The following is a 21,187-nucleotide window of genomic DNA, read 5'->3' on the forward strand; positions in this document are numbered from 1 at the left end:
GGTTGCGCTGAGCGTTTCTGCTCGTTATTGTGCATCCCGAGCGCAGTGACCGCAAGCACGAAAGGGCGAACGAGGTGACCCAGGCAACAACCACTCGGCCCAGGGCGGTCACCGTCGGCGAGGGACTGGCCGTGCTGATCGCGGGCGCGGGGCCCCTGGAACAGTCCGCGCGGTTCGAGCGCGGAGCAGGCGGCGCGGAGGCCAATGTGGCCGTGGTGCTGGCCCAGCTCGACGTGTCGGCGGCGTGGCTCTCACGGGTCGGCGACGACGGATTCGGGCGATACCTCGTTGCCGAACTCGCCGCGCAGGGGGTGGACGTCGAGTCGGTCGCCGTCGATCCGACGCGGCCGACCGGTCTCTACGTCAAGGAACGCGGTGCGGGCTCCGGCGCGGCCAACGACCTGGGCGCCGACGCCAGCCGGATGCACTACTACCGCACGGGTTCGGCCGCCAGCGCGCTGTCCACCGCCGACCTCGCGGCCCAGGTGTCGCTACTCGACAGCGCCGATCTCGTGCACTTCACCGGCATCACCCCGGCGCTGTCGGAGTCGGCGACCGAGCTCACCCGCGCCCTGCTCGCCCGGCCACGGCACGGACTGGTCAGCTTCGACCTGAATTACCGTCCGGCGGTGTGGGGTTCGCGCGTCGACGAGGCCGCCGACGAACTCGGCGCGCACATTCGCGGCGCCGACGTGGCGTTCCTCGGCGCCGACGAGGCCGAGGAGATCTTCGGCACCGGCGACCCGGCCGCCTTGCGCGCGTTGTTCCCCGAGCCCGCCCAGCTGATCGTCAAGAACGACAAGCACACCGTCACCGGCTTCGACGGCGAGTTCTCGATCGAGGCGCCCGCGCTTTCCCTGGCGATCACCGAACGCATCGGCGCCGGTGACGCCTTCGCCGGCGGCTACCTCGCCGCCCTGCTGCACGGCGCGGACCTCCGCACGCGCCTGCGGTACGGCCATCTGTGCGCGGCGGCGGCGCTCACCGCGACCGGCGATGCGGCGAAACTGCCACCGCCGGAGGATATTCAGCGCCTCGCGCTGCTCCCGGACGATATCTGGGCCACGCTGCGCTATCCGGCGGCTCTGGATGAAACGATCAGCGCATGAGTCAAAGCGTGTCGCGGGCCCTGTCCATTCTCATCGCCCTCGGCGAGAGCTCGCAGTCCCTCGACGAGCTGGCAGTCCGGCTCGGCGTCCACAAGTCGACAGTGCTGCGGCTCCTGCAGACCATGCAGGCCGATCGGTTCGTCGTGCGCGACAACGCGCACCGCTACTCGCTCGGCACCCGGATGTTCGAATTGGCCAGTCGCGCATTGGAGAACCGTGATGTGCGCACTGTCGCCCGCCCGCACCTGAGCGCGCTGGGCGCGGCCACCGGGCAGACCGTGCACCTGGCCGCCTACGAATCCGGCGACGCTGTCTACATCGACAAGGTCGACGCCGAGCAGGCGGTGCGGATGTACTCGCGCATCGGCAGGCCCGCGCCGCTACACTGCACCGCCGTCGGCAAGGTGCTCGTCGCCGCGCTGCCCCGCAGCGAATGGCCCGCGGTGGCAGCGCGATTGGACTTCCACCCGTTCACCACCCGCACCCTGCGGACCCCCGAGCAGTATCTGGCCGAGCTGAATCTCGTTGCCGCGCAGGGGTTCGCCGAAGACCACGAGGAACACGAGAGCTTCGTCAACTGCATCGGCGTCGGCGTGCGCGACGGGATCGGTTCCGTTGTCGCCGCCGTGTCGGTCTCGGTTCCCGACGTGCTGCTCGACCACGATCAAGTGCTGGCACTGTTGCCGCAGGTCAGGGCGACGGCCGACGCCATCTCCACCGAACTCGGTTGGGACCCCCGCCGAGACGTCACCGCGAGGAAAGGCTGAACCCCATGTCCGACAAGACCCCCGTGCGCACCTCCGACGCCCCGGCACCCGCCCACACCTTCTCCCAGGGCGTGCGCAAGGGCCCGTTCGTCCAGGTGTCCGGTCAGGGCCCGGTGGATCCCGAGACCAACGAGTACCTGCATCAGGGTGATGTCGCTGCCCAGACCACCCGCACCCTGATGAACGTCAAGGCGATCATCGACGCCTCCGGCGCCACCTTCGACGACGTGATGATGCTGCGGGTCTACCTCACCAAACGTGAGGACTTCGCGATCATGAACGAGGCGTACGGCGAGTTCGTCACCAAGCACACCAGCAACGGCGTACTGCCCTCGCGCACCACCGTTTTCACCGGCCTGCCCCGCGCGGAGATGCTGGTCGAGATCGACGCGATCGCCGTCGTAACCGACTGAGCCACGGCGATTCCCACCATGTCATGGACGCCGTCGGTGCGTGCGTGTTGTGATGGGGCGCCCCCACACGGGGGTGTTCACCCCGTTCTACCCGAGGATCAGCCTATGTTCGCCAAGTTCGCCCGCCCGCTCGCCGTTGCCGGCCTCGCCCTGTCCGTGACCGCGATCGGCGCCGGAACCGCCTCGGCCGCCCCCGCGCAGCCGGTCGTCGGCTCGGTGTCGATCTGCACCGGCATCCCGGTCGGACCGTTCACCATCAGCGTCTGCCTCTGAGTGTTATCCCGAGTTGCGCAGGGCGGTGGCCAGGCCGTTCATGGTGAGCAGGATGCCCCGCTTCACCAGTTCGGAATCGTCACCGCCGCGCAGCCGGGCCAGCAGGTCGACCTGGAGCTGGTTCAGCGGCTCCAGGTAGGGGAAGCGGTTGTGGATCGATTCGGCCAGTGACGGGTTGTCGCTGAGGAGTTCGGTGTGGCCGGTGACCGCCAGGTACATGCGGATGGTGCGGGCGTGTTCGTCGGCGATCATCGCGAAGATGTCGGCGCGCAGGGTTTTGTCGGTGACGAGCTCGGCGTAGCGCGCGGCGATGTCGAGGTCGCTCTTGGCCATCACCTGGGCCAGGTTCGACAGCACGGTATTGAAGAACGGCCAGCGCTGATAGAGGTCGCTGAGGCGCGCGAGACGGGCCGGGTCGTCGCCGACCCAGTCTTCGAGGGCGGTGCCGGTGCCGTACCAGCCGGGCAGCATGACCCTGGCCTGACTCCAGGCCATCACCCACGGGATGGCGCGCAGGTCCGAGACCGAGTTGGTGGGTTTGCGGGAGGCGGGGCGACTGCCGATATTGAGGTCGCCGACCTCGGCGACCGGAGTGGATTCGCGGAAGTACTCGACGAAGCCCGGGGTGTCGTGCACCAAGTTCGCGTAGGCGGCGCGCGCGCGGGCGGCGAGGTCGTCGAGCAGTTCGTAGGCCGGTTCGGCGTCGTCGCCGAGGCCCTCCACATCCAGGAGCGTCGATTCGAGCGTACCCGCGATCAGCGATTCCAGATTGCGATGTGCCGCACCGGATTCAGAGTACTTCGCGGCGATCACCTCGCCCTGCTCGGTCAGTCGCAGCGATCCGCGCACCGCGCCCGCGGGCTGCGCCAGGATGGCGTCGTAGCTGCGGCCGCCACCGCGACCGACGGTGCCGCCGCGACCGTGGAACAGCCGCAACCGGATTCCCGCTTGCCTCGCCACCTCCACCAGGTCGAGTTCGGCGCGGTAGAGGGCCCAGTTCGCGGCGAGGTATCCGCCGTCCTTGTTGGAATCGGAGTAGCCGAGCATCACTTCCTGGCGCATGCCCGCCGCCTCGACCAACTCGCGATAGACCGGAACCTCCAGCACCGCGGCCAGCGTCGCCGCACCGGCGCTCAGGTCCTCGATGGTTTCGAACAGCGGGACGATGCCGACGGGACAGCTGGGCGCGGTGTCGGAGCCGCCCGGATCGAGAATGCCCGCTTCCTTCAGCAGCAACGCCGCCTCGAGCATGTCGCTGACCGAGGTGCACATGCTGATGATGTAGTTCGGGATGGCGGCGGCGCCGAAGGTATCGATGACCTCCTTGGCGGCGCCCAACACCCCGAGCTCCTTGGTGGCGAGCTCGCTCAGCTGCGCGTTCGGCCCGAGAAGCGGTCGGCGCGTGCGCAATTCGGCGGCCAGCAACTCCACGCGCTCGGCCTCGGACAGGCTCGGATAGTCGGGGTGCACACCCGACCATGCCAGCAGTTCGGTGACGACCTGTTCGTGCACCTCGGAGTTCTGGCGCATATCCAGGCCCTGCAGGTGGAAACCGAAGGTCTCGATGGCGTGGCGCAGGGCGGCGAGGCGGTCGTCGGCGAGCAGTCCGTCGCCGCTGGCGCGCATGGACTCGTCGATCGCGTCGAGGTCGTCGAGGACGGCTTGGGGTGTCGGATACGGGGCGGCGCCGGCATCGAGGCCCTGCTCGGGCAGTTCGCCCAGTGCCTGCTCGGCGGTGGCACTGAGTCGACCCCGAATAGCGTGCAGCGCACGGCGATACGGTTCGTCGGCGAACAGGCCGGGGTCGGGATATCCCGCGGCCGAGAGCTCCGCCACCAGGGGCGACACCTGCACCAGCCGCGCCGATTGCGACAGGGTCTTCTCTAGTTCGACCAGTTCGTCCAGGTACCGGCCGAAAACGTAGGCGGCGGCCTGTTCGGCTGCCGTGTGCACGACGTCCGCTGTGACGAACGGGTTTCCGTCGCGGTCGCCGCCGATCCACGATCCGGGCCGCAGGATCGGGCGCGGCAGGAGCTCCTTCTCGGGCCAGCGCGCCCGCAGTGCGGCCCGCACCTGCGCGTTGATCGCGGGGATCACATCGTAGAGAGTCAGGTCGTAGTAGCGCAGCCCGACGGAGATCTCGTCCTGGATCCGCAAGCGCGCCAACCGGATCAGCGCCGTGCGCCACAGGGTGAGCACTTCGCGCCGGATCCGCAGTTCGGATTCGTCGAGACCGGACTCCCCGGGCTCGAGGCGGCGACGAAGGCGCATGAGCTCGGTGATCTTGGACTGCACGTCGAAGACGGTGCGCCTGCGGGTTTCGGTCGGATGCGCCGTGATCACCGGGGAGACGAGCGCGTCGGTGAGCAGGTCGGCCACCACCGAACCGTCGAGTCCGGCGGCGTCGAGCTTGTCGTAGGTGGCGGCCAGCGAGGAATCCTGCGGCGGCTCACCCGCCGCCACGTGCGCGGCGCGGCGGCGATCACGTTGGATGTCCTCGGCCAGATTGGCCAGCAGCACGAAGTAGCTGAACGCCCGGATCAGCGGAATCGCGACCTCGGTGGGGGTGCCGTCGAGCATATCGGCGACTGCGCTGCGCTCGACCTCCTCGCGGCGCACCCGGAACGCCTCGATCCGGACGCGCTCGATCAGGTCGAACACCTCGGGACCCTCGTGGTCACGGATGGTGTCGCCCAGGATGCCGCCGAGGAAGCGGATGTCCTCGCGCAGCGGCCGGGTTGCTTCGGGTTCCATCTCGATTCGCGATTCGCCCATGGTCAGACAGTATTGCCGCGGGCCCGCGGGCGCGACCCGACGCCGCACCCGCCCCGCATGTCGCGCTCAACCGCGGTGGCGGGCGGTGAAGCGGATCTGGTTGCCCCACGGGTCACGGAACGCGCAATCGCGGCCGTATTGCTGATTCACGATCTCCTGCGCGACCTCTGCCCCGGCGTCGCGAATCCGGGCGAAGGTGCCGTCGACGTCGTCGGTGGCGAAGATGATCGTGGATTGGGCGCCGCCGTCGATGCGCGCCTGCGCGGCCGCCCGGTAGGCGGCGTCGGGGGCCATCTCCGGGACCTCGAGCACGAATTCCAGGTTCTTCTGGTCGACCGGACCGACCGTCAGCCAGCGCGTGTTGTCGCCGAACGGCATGTCGGTGCGGACCTGAAGGCCGATCAGGTCCCGATAGAAGGTGAGAGCCTCGTCCTGATTGCCCACGAGCAGCATGACGTGGGTGAGGGAGAGATCTTCGCCGTGGCGCATACGGTCTCCTCTGGTCGGGCACGGATGGGCGCGCCGACGTCATCGGCGCCTGCCGTCCAGAGTAGCCAGCAAACCTAGAGTTGCCGGATCACCCGCGCCGGATTTCCCGCCGCGAACACCCGGTCCGGCAGATCGCGGGTCACAACGCTGCCCGCGCCGACCACCACATCGTCCCCGATCGTCACGCCGGGGCACACGATCACCCCGCCGCCGAACCACGCGTTGTCACCGATCCGGATCGGCGCCGCGGATTCCCACCGCTGCCTGCGCTTTTCGTGATCCTCCATCGGATGCAGCGCGGTGAGCAGTTGGCAGCGCGGCCCGATCGAACAGTCGTTCCCGATGGTGATCGGCGCGCAATCGAGCAGGATCGCGTCGTAGTTGAGAAAGCTGTTCGCCCCGATCTCGATCAGGTAGCCGTAGTCGCACTGGAACCGCGGCATGATCCAGGACCCCTCCCCCAGCTTGCCGAGGAGATCGCCCAGCAACTCGGTCCGCCGCCCGGTCTCGTCGGGCCCGGTGCGGTTGAACTCGTCGCACAATCGTTGCGCCCGTTGCCGTTCGGCCACGAGTTCTGGATCGTTGTCCCGATACAGCTCCCCGGCCAGCATCCGCTGCTTCTGTTCGCCCACCCCGCCGAGTGTAGGGGTGGGCGAACAGGGCCCGAGTGCGCTGCTTGCGGCGATTTACTTCGCCGGGTCGACCCCGAAGGTCTTCGCGATGTCGTCGAGCACCGCGTGCGCGCCGGTGAGGCCGACCGAGGTCAGCCAGACCAGGTCGTCGACCGGAGTGACCTTGCCCCGCAGCTGATTCCACAGCGGGTTGGCCGCGGCGGCCGCCTTGCGCTGGGCGGCGGCGTCCTCGCCGTTGCTGGTGAGGAAGATGTAGTCGGCGTCGGCGTCGAGGAGACGCTCCGGGCTCAGGGTGATCGAGAAGTCGTTCTTCGGATCGTCGGACTTGTCGAGCTGGTTCAGGCCGGTGTCGGCGAAGATGTCGCCGACGAAGCTGACCCGCTGCATCAGCCGGTCCTCCTTGGGCAGGAAGCGCAGCAGCGACACGGTGGGCGCGTTGCCGCCGTTCTTCTCCTTGATCGCCGCGCCGATCTTGGCGGCACGATCCTGGTAGGCCGCGAGCTTGGCCTCGGCGAGGTTCTCCTTGTCGACCGCCTTGGCGAGCAGCAGGAGATTTTCCTTCCAGGTGGCGCCGGTGGTCTGACTGAACACGACCGGGACCGTGCCCGATCCGAGCTTGATGCCCTTGAACTGCTCGTACTGCTTCTCGTGACGCACCTTCGCCGACACGATCAGATCCGGTCGGGCGCCTACCAGCTTCTCGATATCGGGGGTCTGTAAGTTGCCGATGTTCACCGCTCGCCCGCCGCAGGTCTGGGCGGCCGCGCCGAGGAACGCGGGCAACTTCTCGCCCATGGACTGGTACGTCGTGTACGCGACCACTTCGGTGTTCAGCACCAGCGCGGCGTCGACGAACGTCTGGTCGAGGGCGGCGATCCGAACCGGTCGGGTGGTGATGGTGGCCGGGTCGACCACCGTGCCGACATTCGTGCCCGCCTTGTCCTTGACCGCCCCTGCCTCGATGGTCCGCGGGTAGGCCCCGCCGTCGAGGTTGCTCGCGGTATCGCAATCGCTACCGGCGGCGCCGGTGGCCGACCGGTCCTGTCCACACCCGGACAGGCTCAGTACGGCGGCGGCGACTGCCGCGGCGGCGGCGAGCCGACGGCTCAGTGGGGTCTTCATCGAGGTCTCCCGAGTGGTTCAGAGTTCTTTAGGGTTGCTAACCTAGCGAAGCCTTACCTAATTACCAACTATGAAGAGGGATAGTGCCCGCATCGCCGCCCGGAGTCGTGTTCGCCAACACGCGGACTCGCCGGTTGCTACTCATCGCCGGACTCTTGGCCGCGGTCTTCGCGGCCGTTCTGCTCAGTTTGGCCATCGGTTCGAAATTCATTGCTCCCCTTGATGTTCTGCACGCGCTCGGCGGCACGACCGACACCGAGACCGGCGCCATCGTCAACGGCCTTCGCCTGCCGCGCACCCTGCTCGGCGTCCTCGCCGGTCTCGCGCTCGGCATCGCGGGGGCGGTGATCCAGGGGCACACCAGAAACCCCCTGGCCGATCCGGCATTGCTCGGCATCACCCAGGGCGCGGCTCTCGGCATCGTCCTCGCAGTGATGATCGGCGGCATCTCGAGCCTGTTCGGTTACGTGTGGTTCGGCTTCGCCGGTGCGCTGATCGCCACCATCACCGTGTTCGTCATCGGCGCGACGGGCCGAGGCGGACCCACGCCGGTGACCCTCGCCTTGGCCGGCGCCGCCGTCAGCTACCTGTTGCAGGGCCTGATCTCGGCGGTGGTGCTGTTCGACACCGACGTCACCGACATCTATCGCTTCTGGAAGGCCGGTTCGCTGGTCGGGTCCAACCTCGACGTGCTCGGCAAGGCGACACCGTTCGTCCTCGTCGGGATCGTCCTCGCCCTGGCCAACACCTCCGCGCTCAACGCGCTGGGCCTCGGCGAGGACACCGCCCGCGCACTCGGCCATCGCGTCTTCCTGGCGCGCAGTGTCGGCATCGGCTCGATCGTGCTGTTGACCGGTGCGGTCGTGGCGATCGCCGGGCCGTTGGGCTTCGTCGGGCTCGTCGTTCCGCACCTGGCGCGTGGCATCACCGGGCCCGACTACCGCTGGCTGGTGCCCGTCGCCGGGCTGCTCGGCGTGGTCATGGTGCTGGTCGCCGACATCGCGGGGCGGCTGGTCCTGGACAAGGGCGAACTGCCCGCGGGCATCATGCTCGCCTTCGTCGGCGTCCCGTTCTTCATCGTGCTGGTCCGCCGCCGAAAGCTGGTGAGCATATGAGTACGGTCCGGGCGGTCCGGCTGGGACCAGTGTCATGGCAACTGCGACTACGCACGACGGCGGTCCTGTTGCTCGGACTCGCGATACTCGCCGCCGCGGCCTGCGTCGCGCTCGCGCTGGGCACCTACACCATGCCCGACGGAGGCCCGGTCACGCCGTGGGACGTGCTCGCGGTGCTCACCGGTGGTGGCGACGACGGCCTCGCCTATGTGGTGTGGGATCTGCGGCTGCCCCGGATTCTCACCGGCGCGCTGGTCGGCGCGGCACTCGCGTTGTCCGGCGCGATCACCCAGGGTATCGCCCGAAACCCGTTGTCCAGTCCCGATATTCTCGGCGTCACCGCGGGCTCTAGCGTGGCCGCGGTCGCGGTGATCGCCCTGTCCGGCAGCCGCGGCCAGATCAGCGGCGCCGCCGCCGAGATCGGGGTGCCCGTTGCGTCGATGCTGGGCGGATTGCTCGCCGCGCTGTGCGTTTTCGTGCTGGCCTGGCGAGGCGGGATCGAAGGCTATCGACTCGTGCTCGTCGGCCTCGGCGCCGGTTCGCTGCTCTCGAGCGTGACCTTCTGGCTGCTCAGCGTCGGCGACGTCGATGTCGCGACGCGCGCGGTGACCTGGCTGACCGGCAGCCTCAACGGCAGCAGCTGGATCCAGGTGACACCGGTGGCGATCGCCTTGGCGGTGCTGGTGCCGGTGGTGCTCGCGGGAACCCACCTGCTCGGCGCGCTGCACTTCGGCGACGACACCGCCCGCTCGCTCGGCGTGCGGCTCAACGCTGCCCGCCTGACGTTGCTGGTCCTGGCGGTGCTGCTCGCCGGAGTCGCCACCGCCTCGGCGGGCGCCATCATCTTCGTCGCGCTCGCGGTGCCGCAGGTGGCGCTGCGCCTGACCGGTTCGGCGCAACCCCCGCTGCTCACCTCGGTGGTGCTCGGCGCGGCCTTCACTGTCGCCGCCGATCTCGTCGCCCGCACCCTGCTGCCCGCAGGCGAACTCCCCGTCGGGGTGATCACCGCCGTTCTCGGCGCGCCCTATCTGATCTATCTGTTGATGCGGCGCAACCGTGCCGGGAAAGCGGGCGCGTGATGACCGTTCGGCTACAGGCCAGCGAGCTGACCCTCGGCTACGGACCGACCACAGTCGTCGACGGTCTCGACCTGGATATCACCGGTGGCACCGTCACCGCGGTGATCGGACCCAACGGATGCGGCAAATCCACGCTTCTGCGCGCGATGGCGCGGCTGATGCGCCCCACCGGTGGCCACGTCCAGCTGGACGGCAAGCGGATCGACCGCATGTCGACCAAGGAAGTGGCGCGCGTGCTCGGCATCCTGCCCCAATCACCGCTCGCCCCCGAAGGTCTCACGGTCGCCGACCTGGTCGCGCGCGGCAGACATCCGCACCAGCGCTGGTACCGCCAGTGGTCCGACGACGACGAATCCGCCATCAACGAAGCCCTGACCTGGACCGACATGGTCGAGTTCGCCGATCGCTCACTCGACGAGTTGTCCGGCGGACAACGCCAGCGCGCGTGGATCTCGATGGCGCTGGCCCAGAACACCGACCTGCTGCTGCTCGACGAACCCACGACCTTCCTCGACCTCGCCCACCAGATCGAGGTTCTCGACCTGGTCCGGCGCCTGCACGCCGACGCGGGCCGGACGGTGGTGATGGTGCTGCACGACTTGAATCTGGCGGCGCGCTACGCCCATCGGCTGGTCGCGATGCGCGCGGGCCGGGTGGTTGCCGCGGGAACGCCGGCCGAAGTTCTCACCGAGGAAGTGGTGGCGGAGGTCTTCGGGCTACGCGCGAAGGTGATCGAGGACCCGGTCACCGGGACCCCGCTGGTGGTCCCGATCGGACCCGTCGACACCGATATCTCGCCCGAACGCTGAACAGTAGGGTCATGGGGTGACATCTGGGCGGACACGACACAACTACACCGGCACCTCGGTGGCCGAACGACAGGTCGAGCGCCGGGCGCTGTTCATCGACGCGGGACTGACCGTGTTCGCGGAGAAGTCGTACGCCAACAGTTCGCTGACCGATGTGTGCGCGGTCGCGGGGTTGTCGCGTCGACAGTTCTACGAACAGTTCGCCGGGCGCGAGGAACTACTCGTCGCGGTGTACGACGCTGTGCAGGACAAGGCGGGGGCTGCGGTGGCCGAGGCGCTGGCGGCGGCGGAATCCGACGATGTGCGCGCACTCATCGATGCGGCGGTGCGGGCGTACGCGAAGGCGATCACCGACGACATCCGTTGCGCCAAAGTCGCTTTCGTCGACATCGTCGGGGTGAGTCCCGAGATCGAGAAGTACCGGGCGCAGGTCAGGGATCGTTGGGGCGAGGTGGTCGCCGCGATCGCGGCCGGGCGCGACGGGGTACGGATGCCGCCCGGCGGATGGCGGGTGCCGATGGCGGCGTTCATCGGCGCCGTGAACGGCGCCGTGCACCAATGGAGCCTGGACGACCCTCGACCGCCCGTCGACGAACTGGTCGATGTCTTCTCCACCATCCTGAACAGCCTGATCTCGGCGGCACCTGCCGGCAGCTGATTGCGATCCACGCCACACTCATGTCATAGTTGCCGCAATTGAGACGAAGGAGTCTCAATAGATGTGAGGACTGTGCGCGATGAGATCTCCCTTCGTTCAGCGATGGCTCGCCCTTGCCACCGGCTTGCTCGCGGCGGCAACAGTGGTGACAGCCGGGCCGGTATCGGCCGAGCCGGCCGCCCCGCCGCCCCCGCCGGTGATTCCGCTGCCGCCCGAATTGGATCCGGGCTTCTACCTGCCGCCCGCCGACGTCGTGGCGGCGACGGCGCCGGGCGCGATCATCGCGGTCCGACAGGTTCGGATCGCCGATTTCGGCCTGCTGCCGATCGATGTCGACGCCTGGCAGGTGTCCTACCGATCCAACAACAGCCGTGACGAGGCGATCCCCGCGGTCGCCACCCTGATCAAACCGCGCGGGCAGGCGCCCTCGCCGCGCAAGCTGCTGTCGGTGCAGCTGGCCGAGGACTCGACCGCGGGCTACTGCGCGCCGTCCTATGCGCTGCAACATCTTTCGGTGGCCGCGGTGGCGGGCCAGATCGTGGTGCCCGCCGAATTCCTGTTCGCGCAAGCGGCGCTGTCGCAGGGCTGGGCCGTGGTCGTACCAGACCATCAGGGTCCGAACTCGGCCTACGCGGCCGGACCGCTGGCAGGCCGGATCACCCTCGACGGCATTCGCGCGGCGACCGGCTTCGCCCCGCTCGAGACGGGACCGACCGCGCCGGTGGGGCTCTACGGCTACTCCGGCGGTTCCATCGCGACCGGCCATGCCGCCGAACTGCGCAGCACCTACGCACCCGAACTGAACATCGTCGGCGCGGCCGAAGGCGGCGTCGGCGCCGATCTCAGTGCCGCGCTGAGCATGGCGAACAACCAGCTCACCTCGGGTCTCGTCTTCGCCGCCGTTCTCGGGCTCACCCGCGAGTACCCCGATTTCGCCGCCTATCTCGACGAGCGGCTCGACCCACTCGGCAAAGCGCTGACCGCGATCAAATCCCCACTGTGCGTGCAGTATCAGTCGGCACTGCTGCCGTTCCTGAATCTGACCGGCATGATCGGCTCCGACGGCAATCCCCTCGATGATCCGCCGGTCGCGGCCATGATCGCCGACACCCGCATGGGCAAGTCGGTCCCCGATATGCCGCTGTTCATCTGGCATTCCGCCTGGGACGAGATCCTGCCGCTCGCCGCCACCGACACCCTGGTCGACACCTACTGCCGTACACCGAACACGTCGCTGACCTACACCCGCGACCATGCCAGCGAACACATCGTCGCGGAAGTGGTCGGCGGTCCGGCCGCGCTGATCTGGCTCCGCGACCGTCTCGACGGCATTGCGGCCCCCACCGGCTGCACCATCTCCGACGCGGGCACCATGGCCGCCACCCCCGGCGCCATGGATTTCCTCGGCGACTCGCTCGCCGCGAAGTTCGCTTCCCTGTTCGGCATGCCGCTCGGGTAGCCGCTGACTCGTCAACTCGGCGATACACATTGACGTTTGATGTTGATTTGTATCATACTCGCCGAGTTCGTCGATCATGAGCAGGAGGTGCCCCGTTGACCGACAACGCCCGGGCCGCGCTGGAGATTCTTCGCGATGCGAGCCAATTCAAGTGGTATGTCATTCCGCTGTTGCTGTTGGTCATCTACATCTACGCGGTCGAGGTCGAGCGGCGTAATTGGAATGTGCTGTTCGCCGGGCTCGCGCTGTGGGGCATGGACTGGTTCAACGAGATCTGGAACGCGCTGGTCTTCCACTTCACCGAGCGGGCGCCGGTCTGGGCGGCGAGCGGACCGACGGCCTATCAGATCCTGATCGGGCTGAATATCGAGATCTGCTTCATGTTCGCGATCATGGGAATCGCGGCGGCGAAGATGTTACCGCCCAAGGAGACCCGGATCTTCGGATTGCCGAACCGACCGGTGCTGATCGCGCTCAACTCGATCGCGGCGGTGGGTGTGGAGGTACTGCTGAACAAGGCGGGAGTCCTCACCTGGGATTGGTCGTGGTGGCAGCCGAGCTTCCCGTTCCTGATCTGGATCATCGGGTACGTGCCGTTCTTCGCGGTCTGCTTCTTCGTGCACGATCTGCCGAGCGTGCGAAGCAAGGCGCTCTTGGTCGGCACGATCTTCGGGATCGACGCGATCGCCCTCATCGGTTTCGGCGCGGCGGGGTGGCTGTGAGGCGCGGGCTCCGGCGTTCCGCGTTGATCGCGGCGGCCGGACTGGTATTCGCCGGAATGACAACACAATCGGCGGTTGTCGCCGATCCGGGGTGTCTGCCGGTGGGTACCGTCGGCACGCCGGAAGTGACAGTCGACGAATCCACCGCCGGACTGGCGGCTTTCACCCCGGCGACGGTCGCGCTCCCCGAGCAGGTGCACCTGCGCACCACCACCGAGTCGTTCAACCGGCGCTGGACGTTCGCCGCCCGCGACGGTCAGGTCTACGTGAAAGAGGCTGCCGCTCTCGGTGGTTGGCGCACCGTCGCGCTGCCGGGCTGTCTGGCAGGCACGATCGCCGGTGTCTCCGCCGACGACGACGAAGTGATGATGATCGACCGCGACGGCCGGTTCATCACGATGGATCACGCGCTCAGCGCCCCCGCGGCGTGGAATTGGAGCAGCCGCTACGGCACTCCGCTGTGGACCGGCCCCGGCAACACCTTGCCGCCCGGCGCGTCTACCTGGTCGTGGTCGGTGCTCTCGCCCAACGAAGATCACCGGTGGACCGATACCGCGGGCAACGAGCACCCGGTCGGCGGCGCGAAGGTGTCGCATGTGTTCGCGCTGACCCATGGTGGTCAGCGGATCCAGTACGTCGACCCGTGGCTGCCGGTGGATCACAGCTACGAGATGGGTACTCCGCTCGGTGGGCGGTTCCAGGCCGTCGCGTTGTCCACCAGCGCGTCGACCTCGATGGTGGTCAACCGGTACGGCGACTTCTACACGCGCCTCTACGATTTCGACATCTCCGGCGCGGACAAGGTCTTCTTCCGCTACTCCTACGAAGACCAGCGCGGCCTGCCCGAAGCGCCGGACATGCTCTCCGAGCGCATCGACCCCCGCTTCGCGGCCATCCAGTTGCCCGCACCGGACTGGATCGCGCAGCCGAAGGTGCCCGGCGAGATCACCGACCGCATCTCCGTTCACCGGACCGGGCCCGGCTCGGCGGCGCGGGAGTTGCGCGTCGAAGGTCGCGCCGGTGGCAGGACCGGGTTCTGGCACAAGATGCTCACCGACGAGTCGTGGACCTTCGTCGCCGCCGATCAACCGCTCTCCGGTGCGGTGCTGGAGAACTCGCCGGTGAACCGCGCGCAGGAGACGCTCGGTCCCGTGTCGCCCTACGACTACCAGGGCGTCTCGTCCCAGGGGTGGACCGCGCGGATCCAGTCCTTCGATCCGGCTGTCTCCCCCACACCGCTGCGGCTCGAATTCGGTGACGGGAGCGGGCTCGACATCGTGCTGCACACCGTCGACGGCTTACGGCAGACGCCGCAGCAGCCCGGGATCACCGGTCAGCCGCGGTTCTTCGATGGGACCGTCGAGGTGTCGCAGGAACTGCTGGCCACGCTGGATACGCAGCCGCCCGCCATCCGTGACTTCGTGCGGAACACGTTGGGCGGGCACAGGTTCACCGATACCTCGGTCGATGTCACCGACGCGCGGTTCCATCTGGCCCTGACGGATCTCACCCTGACTCGGCGCTGATCACCGCCCGGGGTGTGCTCAGCTCACCTCCCGGTGGCGGGGTTGGACGCGGTGCAGCAGGACCTGCTCGAGGAGCGCGACGAGGACATCGCGCACGGAGTCGCGGTCGCGGGCATCGCAGTCCAGCACCGGGATCCAGTCGTCGAGGCCGAGGGCTTCGCGGACCTCGTCGAGGTCGAAGCGGGTGGCGTCGGCGAAGCGGTTGACCACCACGACGAAGGGCGTGTGGTGTTCTTCGAAGTAGTCCAGGACCGGATAGCAGTCCTCTACCCGCCCGGTGTCGACGACGATGACCGCGCCGAGGGCGCCGTCGACCAGGTCATCCCACAGGAACACGAACCGGTCCTGGCCGGGCGTCCCGAACAGGTAGAGGATCAGGGATTGCTCGAGGGTGATGCGGCCGAAGTCCAAAGCCACTGTGGTCGCGGTCTTTTCGGCGCGATGACCGGGATCGTCGATGCCGAGGGAGACCTCGGTCATCGAGGCCTCGGTGACCAGCGGCTCGATCTCGGAGATGGCGCCGATGAAGGTGGTCTTCCCGACGCCGAAGCCGCCGCTGACCACGATCTTCACCGAGGACGGCATTGCTGGTGCCTTAAAGTGCGCGGACAAGGTCGCGGATCCTCTCGATGGCGGCGGTCGACAGTTCGGGCGCGTCACGGACGGTGACATGTCCCGCCGCTGCCAGATCGCTGACGATCACCTTGGCGATGCCGATCGGAACCCGCAGGGCGGCCCCGATTTCGGCGATGGAATGCGGCGTCAGGCACAGCTGCACAACGGTGCGCTCCTCGAACCGCAGCGGCGCCGACAGCGCGGACGGCGGCGCCTGGACAAGGGTTTCGATGCGCAGGCCGTCCAGCACCGGAACGGTGCGGCCCGCGGTGAGCACGAACGGGCGAACGAAGCGGTCGTCGACATCGTCGTGTGCGGTGGGGGTCACCGGCACCGATGGCAGGGGGCCACGCCAGCCCGTGGGCCGGCTCATCGGGATCATGCGCGGGTCGGGCAACCGCGGGAGATCGGGATCTCTCATCTGCGCAACGACTCTCGCAATTCGCTGATCAGCAGCGGGTCGAGCAGTGATCCGGCGCGTTCGGCGAGAACGGCCATCTCGTAGCCGACCAGGCCGACATCGCAGCCGCCGTCGGCGATCACGCCGAGGCAGCTGCCGTCGCCCAGTGCCGACACCAGCAGGAAGCCGCGCTTCATCTCGATCATGATCAGCTTCAGACCGTCGAAATCGTAACTGCGCGAGGCACTGCGGGCGAGGCTGGACAGACCGGACACCATCGCGGCGAGCCGGTCGGCGCCGGTGCGGTCGAGGCCGTCCGACATCGCGATCAGCAATCCGTCGGAGGAGACGGCGACGGTGTCGCGTACGCCGTCGGTGTTGCGGACGAAATTGCCGAGCAGCCAGTTGAAGGTGTGCGGATCAGTGGTCGGTAGGTGGGTGGTCACCGGGTCTCCTTGGGTCTGGTCCGATCGTCAGCGGGTGGGATCGAGTGGGGTGGCGGCAGATTCGGTCTCGCCGCCGCGTTCGTGGCCGGTGCGGAACGAGGAGAGCATGCTGCGGGTCTGGTCGGGGGTCCGTTCGGCAACCGGGGGACGGGCCTGCTCGGCAGCCGGATCGCGGCGGGGCCGCTCCGGTGCGCCGGTGACCTTGGTGCGTTTGCTGCGTTTGACCAGGCCGTTGCGTGTGCGTTCGACGGCGGCGGCACCGGCGGGTAGCTCACGCGGCGGCTCTACCGTCGAGCCGTTGTGGCCTCGGGCTGCTCCCTCGGAAAGCTCCGGAATCACCGCGCTGTAGCGATCGTCGGCCGACGATCCGTTACGGACCGCACCGTCGCGCGGTGAGTGCGCGGACTCTGGTGTGCTGCTGAGGAATTGCGCGTAGACAGAGCCGTTGGACGAATGGTTCGCCGAGGTCTGACCGTTGCCACTGCTCGGTCCGAATTCCACGGTGCGGCTGTGCCGAGATCGGCCGTTGGTGCCGGACCACGTGGTGCCGTCGCCGGGGATGGCGTGGGAGGAGCCCGAACCTGCCACACCGGCGGGGATCTCGTGGTGTCGTGGCGTCGTCGAGCCGACCGTGACACCATTGCGGGCCTGCCCTACCGAGTGGCCTGCGGCATCGCCACGCCCGGCGATCGCCACCGTGCTCTTGCCGGTGGCGACCGCACCGTTGCGCGTCGGTGTCGACTCGTACACCCCGGCACCGGACGAATGCCCGTCCGTCACGACGGTGGCATCGCGCTCCAGCGCCACGAGGTCCGCCGAGCCCGTGCCCACTCCGGAGCCTCGGGTGGCGCCGTTTCTCGACTCTGCTGTCTGCCCGGCCTTTTCGTCGGCTAGCAGCGATGGCGGGAGGAGCAAGCGGGCGACGATGCCGCTGACCGGCGACGTGTTCAGTTCCACGTCGATGCCGAGGCGACCCGCCAGCCGACCGACTACGTAATGGCCGAGGTAGCGGGTGGAGGCGACGATGAAGTCCTGCTCCCCGCGCAGCCGGGCGTTGGCTTCGGCGAGTTGTTCGGCGGGCATGCCGACGCCGTGGTCGACAACGGCGAGCAGGTAGCCGCCCGCGACCTTGCGGCCGTACACCTCGACCTCGAGATCGGGCGGGGAGAAGGCCAGCCCGTTCTCGATGAGTTCGGCCAGAATGTGGGCCAGTTCGCTGACAACGGCGCCGGTCACCGCGATGTCGTCGATCCGGCGCAGCACCACCCGCCGGTAGTCGTCGACCTCGGACAGTCCTGCCCGGATCACGTCGGTGAGCGCGATCGGTTCGGCCCACCGGCGCGGGCTGGCCTCGCCGACCAACACCAGCAGGCTTTCGGCGTTGCGCCGCATACGGGTGGCCAGGTGGTCGAGTTCGAACAGGTTCGACAGTGCTTTCGGGTCGAGTTCCTCGCGCTCGAACTCGCTGATCAATCCCAGCTGACGCCGCACCAGGTTCTGATTGCGGCGGGCCAGGTTCGCCATCGATTCGGTGGTGTTGCGCCGCACCAGCGCCTGCTCGGAGGCGAGGTCGAACGCGGTGGTCTGCACCCGATCCAAAGCGCTCGCGACAGCGGCGATCTCGACGCTCGCACCGCGCGGCGTGCGCACCGGCGCGGGCGGATCGGGATGGGCGTCGGCGGCGCTGTGCCAGGCCTCGATCACCTCGGGCAGTCGCGTGGAGGCGACATCATCGGCCTCGGTGGCCAACCGGGCCAAGGGGCGGACGATAGCCCTGATGCTGGCGAGGACGAGCGCGAACTCGGCCGCGATCGCCAACAGCGCGGCCGCGGCGAAAGCGGCGAGCATCAGCGCGGCGTCCAGACGGAGTTTCTCCGCCCGCACGCCGACGTCGTCGCCGATGACCTGCTGCACGGTTCGCTGTTCGTCGATGACCGCGGTCATCTGTGCCCACCACACGGCCGGGTCGATCGGTTGGATCAGCGGTCCCAGCGTCGAGGCGATCGCGATGTTCTCCGATTCGGTTGCCCGCATGGCGTTCTCACTCGCGAGCACCGCGTCGAGACGAGCCTGCTGGGCGGGCGTCGCGTCGTGGCCGAAGGCGGTGAGCGCGGCATTGCGGGCCGCCCGGATGTCGAGGAACTGAACGTACTCCCCCGACGCGAATTCCCCGGCGGCGAAGACGCCGTTGAGGAACCCGCGCTCACGGGCCGTGAATTCCTTCGCGTCGCCGAGGGCGTAGAGCGCTTGCAGGCCGTGCCGGACGGCCGGGTCACGCGCCTGGTCCAGACCGAGCGAGAGACGGTTCAGCGCGTCGATGCCGTCGGTGTAGAACTGGAACGCCGCCTGCCGGGTGACATTACGATTGTCGACCTGGGAACGGATCCCGGGCAGCCCCGCCAGATGGCCCAGCGCCGAGCGCACCTCCCCCGCACCTGGCGGGTCGCCCACGACGGCGTTCACCAGGGCGCGCAGGGCGGCGTCGGTGCCCGCGCGCTGGTCGGTGACGGGTTGACGCAGGCGCTGATCACCGCCGAGCAAACCGTTGCTCAGACCTCGCTCGCGCTGCACCTGCTGCACGAGGTCCTGCGCGGCCAGTGCGACCGCCACGGCGTCCACGGTTTCCCCGCTGCGACGGTAAGCGCTGACCTGGGTCGACATGGTCAGCCCGAGCAGCGCGAGCACCAACACCAGCGACACCACCAGGATCCGGGCGAGCTGACCGGAGATGGTGCGCGGCCGGATCAGCGCGGCGCCGGGCCGCTGCCCTCTAGCGCCGCCGTCCGATCGGGTTCCGGTCGGGTTCGGCCGGGAACGTGCACGCACACCTACTCCTTTGCAATGCCACCGCAACGTCGGTCACGGTGGCCTACGGAAAGTCAGGTGCAAACTTGCACTCCGCGCGGTGCGCGGTCAATGCGGAACGGTGTAAAGCAGCAATTCGTGCGCTGATCTAAACATGCCGGAAATTCAGCGGGCTTTGTGTAGCCGAATGCTCACAGTCGTATCGGCAGCGAGTTGGCCGACCGGTTCACTGCCGGATACATACCGGCCACCAGAGATCGTGACGCGCAACACATTTGGCGCGGCCGATCAGAAGGCGCAATTCAGTGCCGACTCTATACCGGTTGCGACGATGCCATGCAAATCGAGAAGCGAAGTCGTGTCGATCAATTCGCATTGCCGAACGGTATTCGTGGAATTACTCGCCGCCGAGAATTCCCAGCACCTGATCCGAGTAGAAGAACGGCTCCAGGCGTTCCCTGATCAGCCCGGCCAGCACCCCGTTGCGCTTGGCGGACTCGATGACGGCCGGACCGTAGCGCAGGATCTCGGCACTGATGTCGTCGGCGTCGAGGCCGAGTTCGGGCAGCATCGCCGAGAGGGTGTGGTTGCCGTACCTGGTGTAGAACACCTCGACGCACTCGCGCACGAGCAGGCCGAAGTACTCCTTCTCCCTGGTCGTCACCGCGATCTCGTAGCAAATCTGGACCAGCTCGTTGAGGTCCTTCTGGGTGAGGTATTCACGCAGGCCCGCGACGGGCTCGTCGGCGTGCAGATCCCAGAATTCCATCGCGGCCGAGTGCACCGGGGCGTCACGCAGCATGTCGCGGATCGCGTTGTTGGTGCGCTTGAGCGCGAACAGCGCGCCCTTGCCCGCGAGGTCACCGACGAAAGTGCTGTCGGCCGCGACCTTCTTGGCCCGATTGGCCGCGGTCTGACCCAGCGACATCAGCGAGGAGACGCCCGGAATCTTCTCGGCGCGTTCACGATTGGCCTGCATGAAGTCGCCGATCAGCTTGTCGACGAAACGCGAGGCCACGGTGGCGACGAGCGGGCTCTCGGTGAGCCGGTCCAGGATCCGCTCCTGGGCCTGGTGCATGCCGAAGATCTTCTCCAGCAGCGCTTCCACCGGTTCGCGGTCTACGACGTCGCCGAGGGTGTATTCGGTGTTCGACGCGATGTGGTCGTAGATGGCGTCGGAGAAGATGCCGACGGTATCGGCGATCACGGGGCTGCCGCCGATGCGGTCGAACACCGTGGCCACCGTCTGTTCGCCCTGCTCGAGGGAGACCACGTCGCCGAACCGAATCGTCTCACCGACGGCCAGCACGGCGGCCACGTCCCGGGCGATCACCTCGGCAAACCGGTCACCGGTCACCTCGGCGAGCAGGAATTCCACCTGCGCGTCGAGCAGTCGGTCGGCAATCTGGCGCGCCTGCGTCATTTGTGTCCACCCATCACGGTCGTTGCTGGAGGGGAGGACGCGTGGCTACTTGTCGCCGGAATCGTTGCCCTGCACCGATTTCCGGATCTGATCCAGCCGCTCACGCGCGGCCTTTTCCCGCGCCTCCCACTGTTCGTCGACGCTGCGACCCGCGGGAGTCTGCCGGTCGAGCTCGTCCATTCCCTGCGCGGTGCCGAAACGCTGCTCGACCTTATCCCGAACCGAGTCGAATGTCGGCACTCCGGAAGTGGAATATCCGCCGGTGGCGGTAGGTGCGCCGGTCACCGGCAGTCCGGACGGTACCGGCGGTACCGGGATCGCGCCTCCTACCTGCCCGGATGCGACGGGCACCACATCCGCGTCGACGACGTCGGTGTCCAGAGTCACAGGTGATCCGGTATCAACATGACCGATTTCGGCCTGGGCCAGTGCGGCGGCGACCGCGACGAGCCCGGGACGTCCGGCGACCGCGGCGCGCAGCACCGAAACCAGCTCGTGGTCGGGTAGCGCGGCCATCCGGCCGAGGAGTTCGCTCGTTTCGCTCATACCG

At 68.1% G+C, this 21,187-nt stretch carries 21 protein-coding genes; 11 read left to right on the top strand and 10 right to left on the bottom strand.

Annotated elements, in window-relative coordinates; translation table 11 throughout:
- Positions 1 to 74 precede the first annotated feature (74 nt).
- From ASD42_RS32540 to ASD42_RS35030, 4 genes are all read left to right on the top strand, one after another.
- Positions 75 to 1,109, top strand: coding sequence for a sugar kinase (locus ASD42_RS32540; protein WP_200950552.1), 1,035 nt, complete (start codon positions 75 to 77; stop codon positions 1,107 to 1,109).
- Positions 1,106 to 1,876 (top strand): IclR family transcriptional regulator, encoded by a 771-nt coding sequence (locus ASD42_RS32545; RefSeq protein WP_056824382.1) that lies wholly within the window; start codon positions 1,106 to 1,108, stop codon positions 1,874 to 1,876. Before ASD42_RS32540 ends, ASD42_RS32545 begins: the two co-directional genes overlap by 4 nt.
- A 5-nt stretch (positions 1,877 to 1,881) precedes the next feature.
- Complete coding sequence (locus ASD42_RS32550) at positions 1,882 to 2,289, top strand: RidA family protein (protein WP_056824385.1); 408 nt, start codon at positions 1,882 to 1,884, stop codon at positions 2,287 to 2,289.
- 105 nt (positions 2,290 to 2,394) lie between these two features.
- Complete coding sequence (locus tag ASD42_RS35030; RefSeq protein ID WP_165610252.1) at positions 2,395 to 2,562, top strand: hypothetical protein; 168 nt, start codon at positions 2,395 to 2,397, stop codon at positions 2,560 to 2,562.
- A 3-nt stretch (positions 2,563 to 2,565) separates the two neighbouring features.
- On the opposite strand, the gene ppc is transcribed toward ASD42_RS35030, so the two are convergent.
- The 4 genes from ppc to ASD42_RS32570 form a co-directional block, all read right to left on the bottom strand.
- Positions 2,566 to 5,337 carry a phosphoenolpyruvate carboxylase gene (gene ppc, locus ASD42_RS32555; protein WP_056824386.1) on the bottom strand — a complete coding sequence of 924 codons (2,772 nt, stop codon included), beginning with the start codon at positions 5,335 to 5,337 and terminating at the stop codon, positions 2,566 to 2,568.
- A 66-nt stretch (positions 5,338 to 5,403) separates the two neighbouring features.
- Positions 5,404 to 5,826: a VOC family protein gene (locus ASD42_RS32560; RefSeq protein ID WP_056824389.1), complete on the bottom strand. Its 423-nt coding sequence runs from the start codon at positions 5,824 to 5,826 to the stop codon at positions 5,404 to 5,406.
- Between the two features lie 74 nt (positions 5,827 to 5,900).
- Positions 5,901 to 6,458, bottom strand: a complete 558-nt coding sequence (locus ASD42_RS32565) for a sugar O-acetyltransferase (RefSeq protein ID WP_056824392.1) — start codon at positions 6,456 to 6,458, stop codon at positions 5,901 to 5,903.
- 54 nt (positions 6,459 to 6,512) lie between these two features.
- Positions 6,513 to 7,580 carry an ABC transporter substrate-binding protein gene (locus ASD42_RS32570; RefSeq protein WP_056824394.1) on the bottom strand — a complete coding sequence of 356 codons (1,068 nt, stop codon included), beginning with the start codon at positions 7,578 to 7,580 and terminating at the stop codon, positions 6,513 to 6,515.
- Between the two features lie 83 nt (positions 7,581 to 7,663).
- On the opposite strand from ASD42_RS32570, the gene ASD42_RS32575 reads away from it, so the two are divergent.
- The 7 genes from ASD42_RS32575 (at position 7,664) to ASD42_RS32605 (ending at position 14,948) form a co-directional block, all read left to right on the top strand.
- Complete coding sequence (locus ASD42_RS32575) at positions 7,664 to 8,695, top strand: FecCD family ABC transporter permease (RefSeq protein WP_131816698.1); 1,032 nt, start codon at positions 7,664 to 7,666, stop codon at positions 8,693 to 8,695.
- Complete coding sequence (locus tag ASD42_RS32580) at positions 8,692 to 9,774, top strand: FecCD family ABC transporter permease (RefSeq protein ID WP_056824399.1); 1,083 nt, start codon at positions 8,692 to 8,694, stop codon at positions 9,772 to 9,774. The genes ASD42_RS32575 and ASD42_RS32580 overlap by 4 nt, the downstream gene beginning before the upstream one ends.
- On the top strand, positions 9,774 to 10,583 hold the full coding sequence (locus tag ASD42_RS32585) for an ABC transporter ATP-binding protein (RefSeq protein WP_056824403.1): 810 nt from the start codon (positions 9,774 to 9,776) through the stop codon (positions 10,581 to 10,583). Before ASD42_RS32580 ends, ASD42_RS32585 begins: the two co-directional genes overlap by 1 nt.
- A gap of 16 nt (positions 10,584 to 10,599) precedes the next feature.
- Positions 10,600 to 11,241 (top strand): TetR/AcrR family transcriptional regulator, encoded by a 642-nt coding sequence (locus ASD42_RS32590; RefSeq protein ID WP_056824405.1) that lies wholly within the window; start codon positions 10,600 to 10,602, stop codon positions 11,239 to 11,241.
- A 79-nt stretch (positions 11,242 to 11,320) separates the two neighbouring features.
- Positions 11,321 to 12,700: a lipase family protein gene (locus tag ASD42_RS32595; protein ID WP_056824408.1), complete on the top strand. Its 1,380-nt coding sequence runs from the start codon at positions 11,321 to 11,323 to the stop codon at positions 12,698 to 12,700.
- 95 nt (positions 12,701 to 12,795) lie between these two features.
- On the top strand, positions 12,796 to 13,422 hold the full coding sequence (locus tag ASD42_RS32600) for a hypothetical protein (protein WP_056824411.1): 627 nt from the start codon (positions 12,796 to 12,798) through the stop codon (positions 13,420 to 13,422).
- A gap of 56 nt (positions 13,423 to 13,478) precedes the next feature.
- Positions 13,479 to 14,948 carry a hypothetical protein gene (locus ASD42_RS32605; RefSeq protein ID WP_156677665.1) on the top strand — a complete coding sequence of 490 codons (1,470 nt, stop codon included), beginning with the start codon at positions 13,479 to 13,481 and terminating at the stop codon, positions 14,946 to 14,948.
- Between the two features lie 18 nt (positions 14,949 to 14,966).
- On the opposite strand, the gene ASD42_RS32610 is transcribed toward ASD42_RS32605, so the two are convergent.
- The 6 genes from ASD42_RS32610 to ASD42_RS32635 form a co-directional block, all read right to left on the bottom strand.
- Positions 14,967 to 15,533, bottom strand: a complete 567-nt coding sequence (locus ASD42_RS32610) for a GTP-binding protein (RefSeq protein ID WP_056824418.1) — start codon at positions 15,531 to 15,533, stop codon at positions 14,967 to 14,969.
- Between the two features lie 10 nt (positions 15,534 to 15,543).
- Positions 15,544 to 15,984, bottom strand: coding sequence for a DUF742 domain-containing protein (locus ASD42_RS32615; RefSeq protein WP_056824421.1), 441 nt, complete (start codon positions 15,982 to 15,984; stop codon positions 15,544 to 15,546).
- Positions 15,981 to 16,409 carry a roadblock/LC7 domain-containing protein gene (locus ASD42_RS32620; RefSeq protein WP_056824424.1) on the bottom strand — a complete coding sequence of 143 codons (429 nt, stop codon included), beginning with the start codon at positions 16,407 to 16,409 and terminating at the stop codon, positions 15,981 to 15,983. The genes ASD42_RS32615 and ASD42_RS32620 overlap by 4 nt, the downstream gene beginning before the upstream one ends.
- 27 nt (positions 16,410 to 16,436) lie before the next feature.
- On the bottom strand, positions 16,437 to 19,235 hold the full coding sequence (locus ASD42_RS32625; RefSeq protein WP_056824427.1) for a sensor histidine kinase: 2,799 nt from the start codon (positions 19,233 to 19,235) through the stop codon (positions 16,437 to 16,439).
- Between the two features lie 376 nt (positions 19,236 to 19,611).
- On the bottom strand, positions 19,612 to 20,637 hold the full coding sequence (locus ASD42_RS32630; protein WP_056824431.1) for a hypothetical protein: 1,026 nt from the start codon (positions 20,635 to 20,637) through the stop codon (positions 19,612 to 19,614).
- A 45-nt stretch (positions 20,638 to 20,682) separates the two neighbouring features.
- Complete coding sequence (locus ASD42_RS32635; RefSeq protein WP_056824434.1) at positions 20,683 to 21,183, bottom strand: PspA/IM30 family protein; 501 nt, start codon at positions 21,181 to 21,183, stop codon at positions 20,683 to 20,685.
- Positions 21,184 to 21,187: the final 4 nt, after the last annotated feature.

The sequence above is a fragment of the Nocardia sp. Root136 genome, from assembly GCF_001427185.1.
Lineage (GTDB): Bacteria > Actinomycetota > Actinomycetes > Mycobacteriales > Mycobacteriaceae > Nocardia > Nocardia salmonicida.